The sequence below is a fragment of the Sphingobium sp. CR28 genome, from assembly GCF_052327305.1.
Classification (GTDB): domain Bacteria; phylum Pseudomonadota; class Alphaproteobacteria; order Sphingomonadales; family Sphingomonadaceae; genus Sphingobium.
Genome location: NZ_CP182486.1, coordinates 1,123,568 through 1,140,413 on the forward strand (window position 1 = coordinate 1,123,568; position 16,846 = coordinate 1,140,413).

The 16,846-nt window shown below is 64.3% G+C and carries 14 protein-coding genes and 1 riboswitch; of the genes, 2 read left to right on the plus strand and 12 right to left on the minus strand.

Annotated features, from left to right (window positions below):
• Positions 1–3: 3 nt before the first annotated feature.
• Together ACNAOH_RS05255 and ACNAOH_RS05260 are read left to right on the plus strand one after the other, a co-directional pair.
• Entirely contained in the window at positions 4–801 is a 798-nt protein-coding gene (locus tag ACNAOH_RS05255; protein ID WP_443971709.1) for a LytR/AlgR family response regulator transcription factor, read from the plus strand.
• Positions 802–856: 55 nt separating this feature from the next.
• Entirely contained in the window at positions 857–2,149 is a 1,293-nt protein-coding gene (locus tag ACNAOH_RS05260) for an amidohydrolase family protein (RefSeq protein WP_443971710.1), read from the plus strand.
• Between the two features lie 258 nt (positions 2,150–2,407).
• Here the strand turns inward: ACNAOH_RS05260 and ACNAOH_RS05265 are convergent, their stop codons facing one another.
• From ACNAOH_RS05265 to murB, 12 genes are all read right to left on the minus strand, one after another.
• The gene (locus ACNAOH_RS05265) at positions 2,408–2,743 is read right to left on the minus strand and encodes a UrcA family protein (protein WP_443971711.1); all 336 of its coding nucleotides are present in this window, start codon (positions 2,741–2,743) and stop codon (positions 2,408–2,410) included.
• A 525-nt stretch (positions 2,744–3,268) separates the two neighbouring features.
• A complete protein-coding gene (gene gcvPB / locus ACNAOH_RS05270; protein WP_443971712.1) occupies positions 3,269–4,819 on the minus strand; it encodes an aminomethyl-transferring glycine dehydrogenase subunit GcvPB in 1,551 nt (516 codons plus the stop codon).
• A complete protein-coding gene (gcvPA, locus tag ACNAOH_RS05275; RefSeq protein WP_443971713.1) occupies positions 4,816–6,174 on the minus strand; it encodes an aminomethyl-transferring glycine dehydrogenase subunit GcvPA in 1,359 nt (452 codons plus the stop codon). Before gcvPA ends, gcvPB begins: the two co-directional genes overlap by 4 nt.
• The gene (gene gcvH, locus ACNAOH_RS05280; protein WP_443971714.1) at positions 6,174–6,545 is read right to left on the minus strand and encodes a glycine cleavage system protein GcvH; all 372 of its coding nucleotides are present in this window, start codon (positions 6,543–6,545) and stop codon (positions 6,174–6,176) included. Before gcvH ends, gcvPA begins: the two co-directional genes overlap by 1 nt.
• A gap of 2 nt (positions 6,546–6,547) precedes the next feature.
• On the minus strand, positions 6,548–7,684 hold the full coding sequence (gene gcvT / locus ACNAOH_RS05285) for a glycine cleavage system aminomethyltransferase GcvT (protein ID WP_443971715.1): 1,137 nt from the start codon (positions 7,682–7,684) through the stop codon (positions 6,548–6,550).
• Between the two features lie 174 nt (positions 7,685–7,858).
• Positions 7,859–7,952, minus strand: a riboswitch (glycine riboswitch).
• Positions 7,953–8,054: 102 nt separating this feature from the next.
• The gene (locus tag ACNAOH_RS05290; protein ID WP_443971716.1) at positions 8,055–9,227 is read right to left on the minus strand and encodes a deoxyguanosinetriphosphate triphosphohydrolase; all 1,173 of its coding nucleotides are present in this window, start codon (positions 9,225–9,227) and stop codon (positions 8,055–8,057) included.
• Positions 9,224–10,972: an SPOR domain-containing protein gene (locus ACNAOH_RS05295; RefSeq protein WP_443971717.1), complete on the minus strand. Its 1,749-nt coding sequence runs from the start codon at positions 10,970–10,972 to the stop codon at positions 9,224–9,226. Before ACNAOH_RS05295 ends, ACNAOH_RS05290 begins: the two co-directional genes overlap by 4 nt.
• 140 nt (positions 10,973–11,112) lie before the next feature.
• Positions 11,113–12,588, minus strand: coding sequence for a cell division protein FtsZ (gene ftsZ / locus ACNAOH_RS05300; protein ID WP_443971718.1), 1,476 nt, complete (start codon positions 12,586–12,588; stop codon positions 11,113–11,115).
• A 128-nt stretch (positions 12,589–12,716) separates the two neighbouring features.
• A complete protein-coding gene (gene ftsA, locus ACNAOH_RS05305) occupies positions 12,717–13,988 on the minus strand; it encodes a cell division protein FtsA (protein WP_443971719.1) in 1,272 nt (423 codons plus the stop codon).
• A gap of 3 nt (positions 13,989–13,991) precedes the next feature.
• Complete coding sequence (locus ACNAOH_RS05310; protein ID WP_443971720.1) at positions 13,992–14,981, minus strand: cell division protein FtsQ/DivIB; 990 nt, start codon at positions 14,979–14,981, stop codon at positions 13,992–13,994.
• Complete coding sequence (locus tag ACNAOH_RS05315) at positions 14,978–15,937, minus strand: D-alanine--D-alanine ligase (protein ID WP_443971721.1); 960 nt, start codon at positions 15,935–15,937, stop codon at positions 14,978–14,980. The genes ACNAOH_RS05310 and ACNAOH_RS05315 overlap by 4 nt, the downstream gene beginning before the upstream one ends.
• The gene (murB, locus tag ACNAOH_RS05320) at positions 15,934–16,824 is read right to left on the minus strand and encodes a UDP-N-acetylmuramate dehydrogenase (RefSeq protein WP_443972052.1); all 891 of its coding nucleotides are present in this window, start codon (positions 16,822–16,824) and stop codon (positions 15,934–15,936) included. The genes ACNAOH_RS05315 and murB overlap by 4 nt, the downstream gene beginning before the upstream one ends.
• Between the last annotated feature and the right edge of the window lie 22 nt (positions 16,825–16,846).

Below are 16,846 nucleotides of genomic sequence, written 5' to 3' on the forward strand. Positions count from 1 at the left end.
CCGATGCCCGATACGATCCGCACGCTCATTGTCGACGATGAGCCGCTCGCCATCGAACGCATGCAGATGCTTTGTGCGCGCGAGCCGCGCATCAGCCTCGTTGGCACGGCGGCCGACGGTGAGGCCGCACTGCGCCTTACTGAAGCGCTGACGCCCGATCTCCTCCTGCTCGATATCGCCATGCCGCTGCTTGATGGCATGGGCGTCGCGCGCGCCCTGTCCGGCAAGTCAGACGCCCCGGCGATCATCTTCGTCACTGCGTTCGATAATTTCGCGATCGAGGCGTTCGACGTCTGCGCAGTCGATTACGTGCTGAAGCCGGTCGCGCCGGATCGTCTCTCCCGCGCCGTCGATCGCGTCGCGCTCGGGCTATCCGCGCGGCGTCCAGATGACACGTCCCCGGCGCAGAACGATGCCGCGCCCGTCCCGGCAGTCGATCAGCGCCGCTACGCGGAGGAATTCTGGGTGCCGCACCGGGCGGAACTCATTCGCATAGAGACGGGACAGATCGACCGGATCGAAGCCGAGCGGGACTATATGCGTCTCCACCTTGGCACCCGCTCCTACCTGCTCCACCAGACGATCAGCACGCTGGAGCAGAGGCTGGACCCTGCCGCGTTCATCAGGCTCCACCGCTCGCATATCGTCCGCCGCGATCTCATCAAGAGCCTGCGTCATGACGGCAATGGCGTGTGGTTCGCGCAGATCAGCGCCCCGGCGGGCAGTGGCGGCGAACCGATCGAATTGCGCATCGGCCGCACCCATCTCGCTCAGGTGAAGGCGGAAATGATCGGCAACTAGCCAGCGTTCGTGTTAAGAGTGCTCCCGGCCAAAAACAAACCGGGAGAGAAGAAACGTGCCTGTCTTCAAAGCACTGAGCCGAAAACTGCTGGGACTATGCGCCCTGCCCCTGATCGTCGCCGCCCCCGTCAGCGCGGAAACCGTCGCCTTGTCCGGCGCGACGCTGATCGACGGAACCGGCGCCGCGCCAGTTAGCGACTCGGTGATCGTCGTGACGGATGGTCGCATCACGGCCGTGGGGCCGCGCGCTTCCGTTTCCATCCCCGCTGGTGCCCGCACGGTGAACGTCTCCGGCAAGACGATCATGCCTGGCATCATCAATGCGCACGCCCATGTCGAAGGCAATCGCCGCTCCACCGCGCCGCTTCCCCAGCAGCTGAGCGATCAGCTCGCGCTTTATGCCCGCTACGGGGTTACGACCGTCTACAGTCTGGGCGATGACGGAGTGGAGAGCGTGAAACTCGCGCGCGAAACCCGCCAGAAGTCACAGGCCGGCACGCTCGATCGCGCCCGTCTGTTCGTCTCCGGCCCGGTGCTGAACGCAACCGACGCCGCAAACGGTCGCACGAACGTGACCGAAAATGCGGCGCGCGGCGTCGACATCATCAAGGTGCGGCTGGAAGGCCCGGCCAACGCACCCATTCGCCAGCCCGCCGTTTATGGCGCGATGATCGATCAGGCGCACAAGGAGGGCAAGCGCATCGCCATCCATATGTTCACGGCCGACGAGACGAAAGGCGTAGTGGATGCCGGCGTGGACGTTCTCGCGCACAGCATCCGCGACCGGGATGCTGATCCCGCCCTGATCGGCGCGATCAAGGCGCGCAACATCCCTTATATCCCCACACTCACGCGCGACCTCTCCGTCTTCGTTTATGAGAGCAAGCCAGACTTCGCGGCCGATCCGTTCTTCACGAAGGAAGCCGCTTATCGCCCGACATTGGAGATGGTCAGCGCGCCGGAGTTTCAGGCGCGGATCAAGAACGATCCCTCTGCGCAGGCCATCAAGCCTGCGCTCGAACAGGCGAAGCGCAACCTCAAGGCGCTGTCGGACGCTGGCGTGCTGATCGCCATGGGAACGGACAGCGGCGCGGGAATCGGCCGCTGGCAGGGTTATTTCGAACATGTCGAGATGGCGATGATGGCGCAGGCCGGTCTTACGCCGATGCAGGTCATTGTCGCCGCGACCGGCAATGCGGCAAAGGCCATGCAGATCGACGATCAGGTCGGCACGCTACAGCCCGGCAAGCGCGGCGATCTGCTCGTGCTGGCCGCCAGCCCGCTCACCGACATCACGCACACAAAGACGCTGGAACAGGTCTGGATCGACGGTCGCCGGGTGAACTGAATTCGGAAGGTCGGCATCCGTGAAGCAACTATGATTTGCCCCCGGCGCAAGGGGCGCCGGGGGCTGACGCCGCCAAGGTTCAAGGGATTGATGGCGGCGACATTCGTGAAACAGTCCACTGGACCCAACACTCGGCATTCAGAAGATGGCGTGACGAAAATGGGGATTTTGAGCGACCCGGAGCGAAGCGTACTCAAATGTACGTGAGCACCGGAAGCGCGAAAAATCGCCATTTGCAGGCCGCCAGAACTGAATGGCTCAGTTTCCGACGATCGCGCTTGCCTGCGCCTCACGGGCGGCAAGGCTTTGCCCTGTGGCGCGGGATGTCGCGACCTTGATTGCGGGGGCAGCGGCCTTGCGGGCACGGAAACGGCAGAGCGCGGCCCGCGGGCCATCCAGAGTGCGGCAGACCTGACCGGCCGCGCGGGCAACGCGCTTGTCGAGCATGGCCTGCCCCTCCGCGCTGGCGAGGTTGAGATCCCCGTAGTGCACTTCCTTGGTGTAATAGGGGTTGGGATCAGAAGCGGCGAGCGCCGGCACGGCAAAGCCGGCAGCGGCGGCCAGTGTGATCGTGACTTTGGCGAGGGGGGACATCGTCTTCTCCTGAAAATCTGCCCTGCGGGCTTATTGGTCGTCCTGGGTTCGGTCTGTGCAGTCTTGCTCGGGGGACTGTTGGCGATCCCGCCTTGCCCACTCTGTCTACGCCGGGCCGGTGAGCAGCGCAGCGCGTCGTCGACCAGCGGCGTGTCCCGCTCGGCACAAGCGCTTGGTCTCCGACCAACGAGCAAATCGGAAAGACGAACGACATGAGCCAGCCGCGCTTTCGACCGCTCCGACAGACGAACGACGCCATTCCGTAGCGTCAATTCGGTCGGCGTCGAACGTCGCAAGGGACAAGTGCGCCTTGAGAAACCGCTGTCCTACATGGGCTTTGGTAAGCAAGAATGATGCAGGCCCCTCACCGGGCGCGGCTCTTTCTCACCGCGATCAGGCGCCGCTGGCGCCACTTTTTTTGCTCTAAGGACTGTAACCTTCAGAACCTTTCGATGGTCTGCCGGTCACAAAAAAGGCCGGAGCGCGTCAGCGCCCCGGCCGAAATTCTACCCCAAAAGGGCTTGGTCAGTCCGCATTTTTCCAGGCCAGCACGGGCGAGCGCGCCGCGCGGGTTTCATCGAGGCGCGCACGCGGCGCGAAGTGAGGCGCGCTCTTCAGCGACACATCGCCCGCCTTCGCCCGCTCCGCCACGCTGCGCAGCGCCAGAATGAACTCATCGAGCCTCACCTTGCTCTCGCTCTCTGTCGGCTCCACCAGCATCGCGCCATGGACGACAAGCGGGAAATACATCGTCATCGGGTGGAACCCCTCGTCGATGAGACCCTTGGCGATGTCGATCGTGCTCATGCCTTCGGCCAGCCCGTCATCGCTGAACAGCGCCTCGTGCATACAGGGGCCGGACGCACCAAAGGGCGCATGGAGCACGCCTTCGAGGCTCCGCAGCACATAGTTGGCGGCCAGCACGGCATCGCCCGAGGCTTGCCGCAGGCCATCCGCACCGTGGCTGAGGATGTAGGCCAGCGCGCGGGTGAACATGCCCATCTGGCCATGGAATGCGCTCATCCGGCCGAAGCTCTGCGGCATCTCCTCACCGACATTCTCCTCCTCGATGAGGTGGATGGAGCCGTCCGCCATTCGCGCGGTGTAAGGCAGGGGACCGAAGGGCGCGAGCGCCTCCGAGAGCACCACTGGTCCTGCACCCGGCCCGCCGCCGCCATGCGGCGTCGAGAAGGTCTTGTGCAGGTTGATGTGCATGGCATCGACGCCGAGATCGCCCGGACGCACCCGGCCGACGATCGCGTTGAAGTTCGCCCCGTCGCAATAGACATAGGCACCAACGGCATGGACCGCATCGCCGATCGCCTTCATATCGCGCTCGAAGAGGCCGCAGGTATTGGGATTGGTAATCATCACTGCAGCGACATCCGGGCCCAGCCGGCTCTTGAGCGCTTCCAGGTCGACCCGGCCTTCCGCCGTCGCCGGAATGTTCTCCACCCGGTAGCCGCAGAACGCCGCCGTCGCCGGATTGGTGCCATGGGCACTCTCCGGGACCAGCACGACGGAGCGGGCATCGCCACGGGCTTCATGCGCCGCGCGGATGCACAGGAGCCCGCACAGTTCGCCATGGGCGCCAGCCTTGGGCGTCATCGCCACGCCATGCATGCCGGTCAGTTCGATGAGCCAGAAGGCCAGCTCGTTGATGACCGCCAGCGCGCCCTGCACGGTCGACTGGGGCTGGAGCGGATGCACATCGGCAAAGCCGGGCAGCCGTGCCACCTTCTCGTTGAGGCGCGGGTTGTGCTTCATCGTGCAGGAGCCGAGCGGAAACGGCCCGAGGTCGATCCCGTAGTTCTGGCGCGAAAGCCGCGTATAGTGTCGCACGGTGTCCGGCTCGGAAAGGCCGGGAAGACCGATCGGGGAGGCGCGGTCCAGTCCGCCGAGGCGGCTCTGAACCGTGGGGAGCGCGTCCAGATCCACGCCGGTCACGTCGGTAGCGCCGATCTCGAAGATCAGCGGCTCTTCCAGCATCAGGCCCCGGTTACCCGTCGCCGTCATCGGCGCGTCGGGTCCGGCAACCGGCACTTCCGGCTTCCAGCCACTCTGGTTGATGGTCATGCCAGTTCCTCCTCAAGCGCAGTCGCCAGCGCTTCGATGTCCTCGGGGGTCACCGTCTCTGTCACGGCGACGAGCAGGCCGGTCTCCAGCCCGGCTTCGCCCGGATACAGGCGGCCAAGCGAAACGCCCGCCAGCACGCCCTTGTCGGCCAGGGTGCGAACCACGTCTCGGCTGGGGCAATTGAGCTCGAGCGTGAACTCGTTGAAGAAGCTCTGGTTGACGAGCCTCACGCCGGGCACGCGGCTCAGCCGCTCCGCTGCGCTTACGGCGCGCGCATGGTTCAGCGTCGCCAGATCGCGCAGTCCCCGCTCCCCAAGCAGCGTCATGTGCACGGAGAAAGCGAGCGCGCACAGGCCGGAGTTGGTGCAGATATTGCTGGTCGCCTTCTCGCGGCGGATATGCTGCTCACGGGTTGAAAGCGTCAGCACGAAGCCGCGCTTGCCTTGCGCATCCACGGTTTCGCCGCAGAGCCGGCCCGGCATCTGGCGGACGAACTTCTCCTTGCACGCGAAGAGACCGAGATAGGGTCCACCGAACTGGAGGCCGACGCCGATCGACTGACCCTCGCCCACGACGATGTCCGCGCCCATCTCACCGGGCGAACGGATCGCACCGAGCGCGACTGGCTCCGTAACCACGGCGACGAGCAGCGCGCCGGCGGCATGGACCGCATCGGCGAGCGGCGTCAGATCGGCGATTCGCCCGAGAATATCGGGATACTGCACGACAACGCAGCTCGTCTCCCGGTCGATTGCGGAGACAAGCGCCTCGATGTCGGCGTCCGCATCGAGACCCGGAACGCGCACGTCGAGCGTGTCCCCGGTGTATTTCGCCATTGTCTTTGCGACGGAAACATAGTGCGGATGCAGGCCGGATGAGAGAATGGCCTTGGTGCGCTTGGTCACGCGCCGCGCCATGCCGATCGCTTCCCAGCAGGCAGTCGAGCCGTCGTACATGCTGGCATTGGCGACATCACAGCCGAAGAGCCGGGCGACCTGGCTCTGGAACTCGAAGAGCATCTGGAGCGTGCCCTGCGCGATCTCCGGTTGATAGGGCGTGTACGCCGTCAGGAACTCGCCACGCTGAATGAGATGGTCGACGCTCGCCGGCACATGATGGCGGTACGCGCCCGCGCCCAGGAAGAATGGCACCGATCCCGCCGAAACATTCCGCGCCGCAAGCGCGCTCATGTGCCGTTCGACGGCCAGCTCGCTCGCATGAGCGGGCAAGCCTTCGATCGGCCCGGCGAGCCGCGCTTCCGCCGGCACATCGGTGAACAGATCGTCGATGTCCGGCGCGCGGACCACGCGCAGCATCTCCGCGCGGTCGGCATTGGTCAGCGGGAGGTAGCGCATCAGGCCTCCTTGGCGAACGCCTGATAGGCGCTTTCTGTCATAAGGCCGGTCAGCTCTGCGGGGTCCGAGAGGCGCAGCTTGAAGAACCAGCCCTCGCCTTCGGCGTCATCGTTGACCAGCTTGGGCTCGCCATCGAGCGCGCTATTGACCTCGACCACTTCACCGGAAACCGGCGCATAGACGTCGGAGGCGGCTTTCACGGACTCCACGACTGCGGCGTCGTCACCCTTGGCGACTTCCCGCCCTTCCTCGGGCAGCTCGACGAAGACGATATCGCCCAGCTGGCCCTGCGCGAAATCGGTGATCCCTACGGTCGCGACATCGCCGTCGACCTCGATCCATTCATGCTCTTCAGTAAAATAGCGTGCCATGATCAGCTTCCTTTGCGAACATATTTATGTGGAACGAAGGGCATCGGCGTAACCGTTGCCGCGATGCGCTTCCCACGCACCTCGATTTCGACTGCGGTGCCGGGCTCGGCAAGCGCCGCATCTACCCAGCCCATTGCAATCGGTCGTTCGAGCGAGGGGGAAAAGCCACCGGAGGTAATCACACCGGCCTGTTTCTCGCCCACGAATATCACCGCTCCCTCACGCGCGGGCATCCGGCCCTCGATCGCGAGGCCGACCCGGCGCTGTGCGGGCCGATCCGCCAAATCCCGCTGGATTTTCTCCGCGCCAATGAAGCCGCCCTCCGCGCGCCGCCTTTTGCCGAAGGCGAAGGCCAAACCTGCGCCGATCGCGCTGCTTTCAGGGTTTAGGTCATGTCCGTAAAGTGGAAGCCCCGCCTCTAGCCGCAGCGAATCGCGCGCGCCAAGGCCAATGGGTTTCACTTCCGGCTCGCTAGTCAGGAGATCGGCCACCGCCTCCAGATCGCTGGCAGGCACGCTGATCTCGAAGCCATCCTCGCCGGTATATCCCGAGCGGCTGATCCACACCTGCACGCCTTGGATGACAAATGAGCCTCCGGTCATAAAGGCAAGGTCTTCCAAGCGTCCACCAGTCACATGGCGCGCGAGAGCGGCCGCCGCCTCTGGCCCTTGCAGGGCAAGCAGACCTTGCTCGGCAAGATGATCGAGCGTCACGCCCGAGGGCAGATTGGCCCGCATATGATCGATATCGTCATGTTTGGTGGCGCCGTTGACAACGATGAACAGCGCATCGTCACGCCGCGTGACGATAAGATCGTCGAGGATGCCACCCGCTTCGTTCAGGAGCAGACCGTAGCGCAGCTGGCCAACGGTCATGCCCGCCACCTCAACACCCAACAGCGCCTCGGCAGCGTCCACGAAGCCCTCACCAGACAGCAGGAGCTGGCCCATATGGCTCACATCGAAGAGACCCGCATGACCACGCGTCCAGAGATGTTCGGCGACAATGCCTTCATATTGCACGGGCATGGCGTAGCCGGCGAACGGCACCATCCGCCCGCCGCGTGCGCGATGCCAGGCGTCGAGCGGGAGCAGCGCGGGTGGCGCTTCGGTCGCATCTGTCTTGCTTGTTTGGCTCAAAATCCGGTCCTCGTGAAGTGGTCAAGACGATGCAATGCCGACAGGCAATTCATCGGACCCCCTCTGTCACGGAACCTGAGAGCTTAGCCGACATGCCTGCGCTCTGCAGGCATGCGGATTACCCCTTCGGTGGGCGCTGGCCTGAAAGGCCGTGCCGCTCTCCAGAGTCTCCTTGCTGTCGACGCGGTCCCTTGGCCTGAGAGATTCCGGGGCGGTTGCTCCTTCGGCGACCCGACACTTTGGCCGGATGCTCTCCCGCGTCGAACTGCCGCCCGAGCCTGACAAATTGCCGGCTCGAACGGAGGACAGGCCTTCCATCGCGACGCAGGTGATTCCTGTCAAGCGCGATAGACGCAACCGGTTCAACCGCTCAGGTCGAAGGAGTGCCTCTCCGGTCAATGCCCCCGCACAGCTCGTTATGCGCTCGTTCCGCAAAACGATCGGTCATGCCCGCGATATAGTCCGCGATCGTCCGGCTGCGGGCCGGCTCCTCCACGAGGCATCGGCTGTCCCACCCTTCACCCATTAATGAAGGATCGCGAGCATAGACCGCGAACAGCTCACCCACGATGCGCTGGGCGCGCTCCGAGGCGGCAAGCTGCTGGGGATGATGATAGAGGTTTTTATACATGAAGCGCTTCAGTGTGCGCTCCGCTTCCCCCATTTCCTCGGAAAATGCCGCGATCGGCTGGCCAGCGGCGCGCACCGCTTCCACGCTAGATACGTTGCTCGCCCGGATATTCGCCTGACACTGAGTGATGAGGTCGTTGACCATCACGCCAATCTGCTCGCGGACCAGTTCGCGCAACAGCCGGTCCTCTGGAGCGTCAGGATGTCTCTGCTTCACCCGATCCCAGCAATCCCGCACCAATGGCACGGTGAGGATCTGATCCAGCGTCAGAAGGCCAGCACGCAGTCCATCATCAATATCGTGATTGTCGTAGGCGATATCATCGGCAAGGGCTGCGACCTGCGCTTCAAGGGAAGGCCAGCTTCCAAGATCCAGCGGAAACTCCGCATCGAGTGCCCGCATCGCCCAATTAGGGGCCGTGACTGGCCCATTATGCTTGGCGAGGCCTTCCAGCATTTCCCAGGTGAGGTTGAGGCCGGGGAAGCGCGGATAGGATTCCTCAAGCCACATCAGCGTGCGGAGGCAGTGCGCATTGTGGTCGAACCCGCCCCGATCGGCGAGTGCCAGCTGGAGCGCATCCTCCCCCGCATGGCCGAAAGGCGGATGGCCGATGTCATGCGCGAGGCACAGCGCCTCGGTAAGATCTTCATTGATACCCAGAACGCGAGCAATCGTGCGGCCGATCTGAGCGACCTCAAGACTATGCGTCAGGCGGACCCGATAGTGGTCGCCATCAGGCGCAATGAACACCTGTGTCTTGTGGCGCAGGCGGCGGAAGCTGATCGAGTGAATGATCCGGTCGCGATCGCGCTGAAATGCGTCACGCGGCCCGCGCTGCTCGCCGCCCGGCTCGGCATATTGACGTCCACGGCTGCGAGCGGGATCGCTCGCGTAGGGGGCAAGCGCGCTCACTTACCGCCAATCTTGACGACGTCCTCGCCCGCTTCGCTCGACCAGATGAAGGCATCCCCGCCCGACTTCTTTATAGCTGCCACGGCGTCCTTCGCCTTGGCGAGCGTACTAAACGGTCCGACCAGAAGTCGCCGGGTCGCGCCCCACTCTGCTGTCCAGCCCGTCTCGTTACTCAGTACATCCGCATAAGTGCGGCGGAGCCTGCGAAGATCGAACGCAAGCGCGTCCACATCCCGACCGGTCGCAATCTGTACCCAGGTCCGCGCCGGATTGGCCGCCAGTCGCGCCTTCTCTTCAGCGGCGGCCTTCGCTTTCGCAGCAGCTTCCGCCTTGGCCTTGGCAGCAGCCTCTCTCTTCGCCTTCTCCGCCGCTGCCTTTGCGGCCACTGCTTCCTGAGCCTTCCGGCGCTCCGTCTGGATGCGTGCGACAGCGGCGAGATCGACAGGAGCCGAGCCCGTCGACCGTTCGCTCTCTGGAATATCCATGTTCGCCATTACCTGCGCCAGAGAGCGCGAGCTGGGAAGGGCTACGGGAGTGGGTGCGGAAGCAACGGGCGTCGCCACAGCGGGACGGGTCGCCACGGGATCGGACGGCACCTGCGGCGCCGGCTTGGGCTGCGGCCGCGTTTCCGACAATGCCGGCGCAGGACGAGGCGATGCGGGGCGAGACGCGGGCGGTGTCGGCTGCTGGATTGAAGACGGCGCCCCCGTCGCAACTGGCTTCGCACCCGACGTTCCACCTGAAAAAATAGCGGCCGACGGCGCCTGAGACGATGCCAATGTTGTGGAACCTGAGCTGCTGCTCCGCTGCGGACTTCCCTCAACGAAGGGAGGCGGCTGAGGCTCGCTGGCTGCCGCAAGGCGGGCACGCGCGGCCGCTGCTTCTGCGGCTTGCTTCTCCCGCTCCTCGCGCTGCCGTTCCCGGCGGCTCAGCTTTCTCGGCCGGGCCTCTGCGGTAACGGCGCGCGGTTCCGTCCTGGGCGTGGACGGCGTCGCCGCTGCCATCCGCAGAACATCGCTCGGAAATTCGCCATAGTGGAATGCTGCCGCCTTCTGGCCGGCATCGAGCAAAGACGCTCGCGCAATATAGGGATCAAGAGCATCGGCGAGCCCCTTGGGCATCACCGTCTGCGTGATCTTGCGAGCATCGGCCAGTCGGCCGTTCATTGCCAAAATGAACGCGCGCGCGCGCCACGCCTCGCGATCTTGCGCCGACAGGCTCGGCTGAAGCTCGGCTTCGGCTTCCGCCACTCGACCGGAAATGCCCAGCGACACGGCGTAGCGGAGCCTCGCGAGAGAATCGGACGGATTGGTCCGCAAAACCGTCTGATAGTCCTGTTGCGCCTTCGCCTGCTGCCCCGTCAAATCATAGGCGAGGCCGCGCTCATTGAGATGGTTCTGCGCGCCGGCGCCAAGCGCGGCGGCCTCGTCGAAATATGTGGCCGCCTCGCGCGCTTGCTTGAGCTGGATAGAGACAACGGCGAGGCCGAGCTTCGCCTGACCATTATTAGGCGCGACCATATTGGCCCGGGTGAAAAATCCGTTGGCGGCTTGCACGTCGCCCAGATCCAGCGCGGCTTCACCGGCGCCCAGCAGAGCCTGAATATCCTGCGGACTGCGGGAGAGCCGCCCCAGATTCTGGTTCAGCCGCTCCACTGCCGCAGCGGAGGGAAGCGGCTGGACGATTGCACCGGGTTGCGCGGCAAGGGGCAGCGTACCGCCGATGCCGAGCGCAGCCGCCGCCATCCAACTCGCATGCCATCTAGAAAAGCGGAACCTGAGCCCGCGGGGACCAACCTCATTCATCAGGGGAATAACTATGATACATTGTCACACCGAGCAAGTCACCGCCGACCGAATAGCGACCGGCGGCACCTGCACTCGGACTACTGGTTGTTCTGGCGATTGAGAAAACGTGGCACGTCGAAATCGCCGCGCGCCCCATCCTGCTCCTCGCGCTCGCTCGCCGCCGGAGCATTTCCACGAGCCAGGGCGGACATGCGCTCGAAAAGCGTTCCACCACTCTGCGGTGCCTTAGGCGTGGGCTGCTCCTGGCGAGGTGCAGGCGCTTCGATCTGCTCGCTCACATCTTCGAGATCGAGCGGAGCGGTATCGTCCAGCACCAACTCGTCCGCCGGCACTGGCGGATCGAGATGCAGCGATTGGTGCTCATCTGCGTCGGGCTCGCTACCAAATGCCTGCGTTACTGGCGCAACCTCTTCAGCGGCGACTTCGCTCGGCTCGCTTGAGGCCGTGAACGCCGTCGGCGCCTGCGGTTCCGGGGACGGTGCGGCGGCTGCAGGCGTTAGCGGCGCCCGCGCGACCGGAGGACGCGCTACGCCGGCACCCATGGTGCCGAAGCTGAAGGGCTGTGACTTCGGCTCGGCGGCCGCGGCATCCACGTCTATACCGGTCGCAACGACCGACACGCGGATCTTACCGTTGAGCGTCTCGTTGAACGCGGAACCCCAGATGATGTTCGCATCCGGATCGACCAGTTCGCGGATGTGGTTCGCCGCCTCGTCGACTTCCATGAGGCGCATGTCTTCACCGCCCGTGATGGACACGATAACGCCCTTGGCGCCGCGCATGGAAACGCCGTCCAGCAGCGGGTTGGCAATGGCCTTCTCGGCAGCGGCCAGCGCGCGGCCGTCACCGTCCGCTTCGCCCGTGCCCATCATCGCCTTGCCCATTTCCTCCATCACAGAGCGGACGTCGGCGAAGTCGAGGTTGATGAGACCCGGCATGACCATCAGGTCGGTGATGCCGCGCACGCCCTGCTGAAGCACTTCGTCCGCCATCTGGAACGCTTCCTTGAAGGTCGTGTTCGGATTGGCGATCAGGAACAGATTCTGGTTCGGGATGACGATCAGCGTGTCGACGTGCTTCTGCAGCTCGTCAATGCCCGCCTCGGCGGAACGCGACCGACGCGACCCCTCGAACGTGAACGGCTTGGTGACGACACCGACCGTCAATATGCCCTTTTCCTTCGCCGCCTTGGCGATGACAGGCGCAGCGCCGGTTCCGGTGCCGCCGCCCATTCCGGCAGCGATGAAACACATGTGTGCGCCAGACAACGCGTCGATGACTTCGGATATGGTTTCCTCAGCGGCGGCGCGACCAATGTCGGGCCGCGATCCCGCGCCCAGACCTTCGGTTATGCGCGGGCCAAGCTGTATGCGACGCTCAGCTGGCGAGGCATTAAGGGCTTGCGCGTCCGTGTTCGCGACGATGAAATCCACACCGTCCACCTGCGCGGCAATCATATTGGCGATCGCGTTTCCACCCGCTCCGCCGACGCCGATCACGGTAATCCGTGGCTTCAGCTCGTCGACATGAGGCGGGCCGATCTCGATGCTCATCCTTTGGTCTCCTGCGGCATCCTGAGGGATGCGATATGCTCACATTTGGTCATGCACCAGTTGCAACGCCAATTCATCCCCTTTTTAGGGAAACTGTCAAAAACGGGACCGGCGGTTGCAAAGGGGGCTTAGTATCCGGCGCGCAAGGCGTTGACGAGGCGGGAGAATCCGGCACCCACCGCTCCACGCATCTTGTGCACTTTCATTGCGGGCATGGGCCGGTTCAGCAAGTCGTTGCGATCGCTGGCGGCATGAAGTGCAAGGCCAACCAGCGTGGCAAACGCAGGGCCACCATGCGCTTCCGGCAAGGCACCCAGACCGCGCGGCTTGCCGATCCGTACTGCCCTGCCGAGCGCGGTCTGAGCATAATCAGCAATGCTCTTGAGCTCCGCTCCGCCGCCAACGAGAACCACCTGCCGGCCAACGGGGGAGTGAAAGCCCAACTCGTCAAGCGCGGCCGCGATCTCCTTCATCAGGCGGCTAAGGCGCTCGCAGATGACGCCGACGAGCTCCGCCCGGTTCACCTTGCGTCCATCGGACGCCTGCGCGGCGGGGCCGGCGGCCGGCACGATGTCGATCGTTTCGCGGAAGTCGCGTCGCGACTGCATGGCAGAACCATAGAAGCACTTCATGCGCTCGGCTTGACTTCGACGGAGGCCAAAGGCGGACGCGATATCATCGGTAATGTCGGCAGCACCGATGGGTATCGATCGCAGGCCAACCAACATGCCGCCGATATGCAGCGAGACATTGGTCACCCCTCCGCCGAGCTCGACCAGTGCCACGCCCAGATCGCGCTCTTCTTCGGAGAGGCAAGCCATTGCCGTCGCCACCGGCGCCGCGATGATCGAGTCTACATTGAGATAGGCGCCGCGCACGGACGTCTCAAGATTGCGCAGCGGCGCACCGTCCGCGAGCACAACATGCACATCAACGCCGAGCACATCCGCATGAAGACCGGTCGGACGCTGGACGCCGCGCATGCCATCTATGGTGTAGAGCGTGGGTTCCGCATGCAGCACGACCCGGCCGTTGGGATCGATGCGGTCGCGGGCGCGATCAAGCAGAGCCTCGATGTCAGGCTGCTCGATCCGCCGTCCTTCGATGGGAATTTCCATCGGCTCGACCCGGCTTTCGAGACTGCCCCCGGAAAAGCTGATCTGCACAGACTCGATGTTGGTGCCGGCCACTTTCTCCGCTTGCTCGATGGTCTCGCGAACGGCCTGTTCAGTCCGCTCCATATCGACCACGAAGCCGCGCCGCACGCCGCGGCTCTCCCGCTGGCCAGTGCCAAGCACTGTCAGCGCCCCATTTTCCGCCTTGCTTGCGATCAGCGCCGACACCTTCCACGACCCGATGTCGATCGCGGTAATCAGCTTTTCCCCACGTGCCCCCGCCATGTGTCAGCCCTCCGTCGCCTTCGGCTTGTCCATTTTCTGCTCGGTCTCGATGCTCCGCTTTTCTTCCGGCGTCCGTGCTCCGGGCACGATCGCCTTCGCGGCGGCGATGGCCTGATCGTCGGCCGCTGCCCTGCCCTCGCTGGGCATACGCATGACGAACTTGGCGGGGTCTCGCATGTCGAAGCGCAGGATCCCGCGACCCAGCAGTCGGTCGACACCATCCATGCGCGCGAAGTTGACCAAAGCTGCGGAGGCCTGAGCGTCACCCTCCGGCAAGGCCAGCGTCTCGCCCGACTGGAAGCGCAGATCCCACCGGCGGTTGCCGATCCACGTGGCACCGGCGATCATTGGCTTGAGCGCGGGAGCCGCCTCGATCAGACGGTCGAGCTGACGCGTCATCCGGTTGGCGTTCGGCCCCACCACCAGCGGCAAGTCCGGCACGGAGCGCACATCCACTGCGGAGAGCACGGCGCCTGTCTCGTCAATCAGGCTCAGCCGACCCTGATTCTGCCACACTGCCGCAGGCCGACGCTCGACGATATCCACAACGAGTGTGTCGGGCAGGCGCCGGGAGATGCGAGCATCCTTCACATAGCCGAGCTTCACGATCCTGTCGCGCAGGCCAGCAAGATCCAGGGAGAGCATCGAACGGTCGATCTCGCCCAAAGCGATGCTGTAGACCTCCATCTCATCCATGCGCTCGATACCGATGACCTTCACCTGCGAGACCTGGAATCCCGCCCGCGCCGCGAGCTTGCTGGTCTCGTCCGCGACCATCGCGGGTACGCCCATGAAGCGGGCAACGAGCCACAGCGCCAGCGCCGCCAGACCCACCACAGCTACTGTCAGCACGCGGGCAAGGGTCTCGGGGCTCATCGGTACCGCGTCGATCAACTGCTCGACGAAGCCGGCCTTGCGGACCTTGGGCCTGCCTCTTGCGGTTGTGGTCGTGCGGCCGGTGCGCGTTCCGCGCTTTATCGTCGCGCTATTCATGCTTCGCTTCCCTTCGCCGCAAGCGCATCCGCGATGACAGTTTCTACAAGCTCACCATAACTCATGCCAAGATAGCGCGCCTGCTCGGGCACGAGACTGAGCGGAGTCATGCCGGGCTGGGTGTTCACTTCCAGGAGGAACAGGCCCTCGACACCCTGTTCATCATCCCAGCGAAAATCGGCGCGAGATGTGCCCCTGCAACCCAGGAGTTTGTGAGCGCGAAGCGCGATGGCCATCATGGCTTCGGCGATCTCGGCTGGCACATCGGCCGGGCAAATATGCTCGGTCAGGCCATCGGTATATTTGGACTCATAGTCGTAAAAACCGCTCTTTGGCCGGAGTTCGGTGACGGCCAGCGCCTTGTCTCTCAACACAGCGACCGTCAGCTCACGCCCGCGAATGAACGGCTCGGCCAGCAACTCGTCGAACTCATGCCAAGGACCAGCAACATCGCGACCAATGGGATTGCCGTAGTTACCCTCCGCCGTCACGATCGCGACGCCGACCGAACTCCCCTCGTTCACGGGCTTGACCACATAAGGGCGGGGAAGCGGATCAGCGGCGAACAGCTCTTCGCTCTTAACGATCCGCCCGCCCGGCATCGGAATGCCATTGGGCACCAGATGTTGCTTGGTCAGTTGCTTGTCGATGGCGACGACCGACGTGGCAAGACCGCTATGCGTATAGGTGAACCCCATCACATCCATCAGCCCCTGCACCGTGCCGTCCTCGCCCGGCACACCGTGCAGCGCATTGAACACCACGTCAGCATTGGCAGCAATGAGCTTCGCAGGCAGATCACGCCCCTCTGCAGGCGTGGCGCCCATGTCGATGGGAATGGCCGTGTGTCCGCGCTCGCTCAGCGCCGCGACGATGCCCGCACCGCTGGAGAGAGACACTTCCCGCTCCGCGGACCACCCGCCCATAAGCACCGCGACTTTCCAGGGACCGTTCACTGCAGCCCCGCCTTCTTGCCCACGCGTTGAATTTCCCATTCCAGATCGATACCAGTCTTCTCTCTCACCCGATGGCGCACCTCCTCGCCCAGCGCCTCTATATCGGCGCTGGTCGCGTCACCATTATTGATGAGAAAATTGGTGTGCTTCTCGCTCACCTGCGCGCCGCCCAGCGTCAATCCACGGCATCCCGCGCGATCAACCAGTTCCCACGCCTTTTCGCCCGGCGGGTTCTTGAACGTGGAGCCCCCGGTCTTGCTGCGCAGCGGCTGACTGGCTTCACGCGCAGAGGAGATCCTGTCCATCTCTGCCTGAACTGCGTCGGGAGCGGCAGGATAGCCCCGAAAAGTCGCCGAAATGACCACAGCTCCCTCGGGCAACTGGCTGTGGCGATAGGTGTAACCCAGCGCATTGAGCGGCAGCGTCTTCCGTTCGCCGAACCGGAGGACCACGTCCGCCTCGACAAGAATATCCTTTACTTCCCGGCCATAGGCGCCGCCGTTCATGCGAACGAACCCACCGACCGTACCGGGGATCGAGCGCAGGAACTCAAGCCCGCCGACGCCTGCGTCCCGCGCCGTCGAGGAAACAAGGATACCGCTTGCGCCGCCCCCGCAGCGCAAGGTGGTTTCATCGACCCGCTCCACCTGCGCAAAGGCCTTGCCCAGACGCACGACCACGCCCGGCACGCCGCCATCCCGCACAATGAGGTTTGAGCCGAGGCCCAGCGCCATCACCGGCACGGACGGATCAAGCCGACCAAGAAAAGTCGCGAGATCATCGACATCGGCCGGCTCGAACAGCCATTCCGCCGCGCCGCCGCTCTTGAACCATAGCAGAGGGGCAAGGGGGGCATCGCACGTCAACCTGCCGCGAACGGCAGGCATAGCAGAAAGAGACGGGGCGCTG

Bases quoted from the DNA above. Each gene is read 5' to 3' on its own strand.
- ACNAOH_RS05255 (WP_443971709.1), top strand. From the start codon at position 4: ATGCCCGATACGATCCGCACGCTCATTGTCGACGATGAGCCGCTCGCC.
- ACNAOH_RS05265 (WP_443971711.1), bottom strand. From the start codon at position 2,743: ATGTCCCCCCTCGCCAAAGTCACGATCACACTGGCCGCCGCTGCCGGC.
- gcvPB (WP_443971712.1), bottom strand. From the start codon at position 4,819: ATGACCATCAACCAGAGTGGCTGGAAGCCGGAAGTGCCGGTTGCCGGA.
- gcvPA (WP_443971713.1), bottom strand. From the start codon at position 6,174: ATGCGCTACCTCCCGCTGACCAATGCCGACCGCGCGGAGATGCTGCGC.
- gcvH (WP_443971714.1), bottom strand. From the start codon at position 6,545: ATGGCACGCTATTTTACTGAAGAGCATGAATGGATCGAGGTCGACGGC.
- ACNAOH_RS05295 (WP_443971717.1), bottom strand. From the start codon at position 10,972: ATGGCGGCGGCTGCGCTCGGCATCGGCGGTACGCTGCCCCTTGCCGCG.
- ftsZ (WP_443971718.1), bottom strand. From the start codon at position 12,588: ATGAGCATCGAGATCGGCCCGCCTCATGTCGACGAGCTGAAGCCACGG.
- ftsA (WP_443971719.1), bottom strand. From the start codon at position 13,988: ATGGCGGGGGCACGTGGGGAAAAGCTGATTACCGCGATCGACATCGGG.
- ACNAOH_RS05310 (WP_443971720.1), bottom strand. From the start codon at position 14,981: ATGAATAGCGCGACGATAAAGCGCGGAACGCGCACCGGCCGCACGACC.
- murB (WP_443972052.1), bottom strand. From the start codon at position 16,824: ATGCCTGCCGTTCGCGGCAGGTTGACGTGCGATGCCCCCCTTGCCCCT.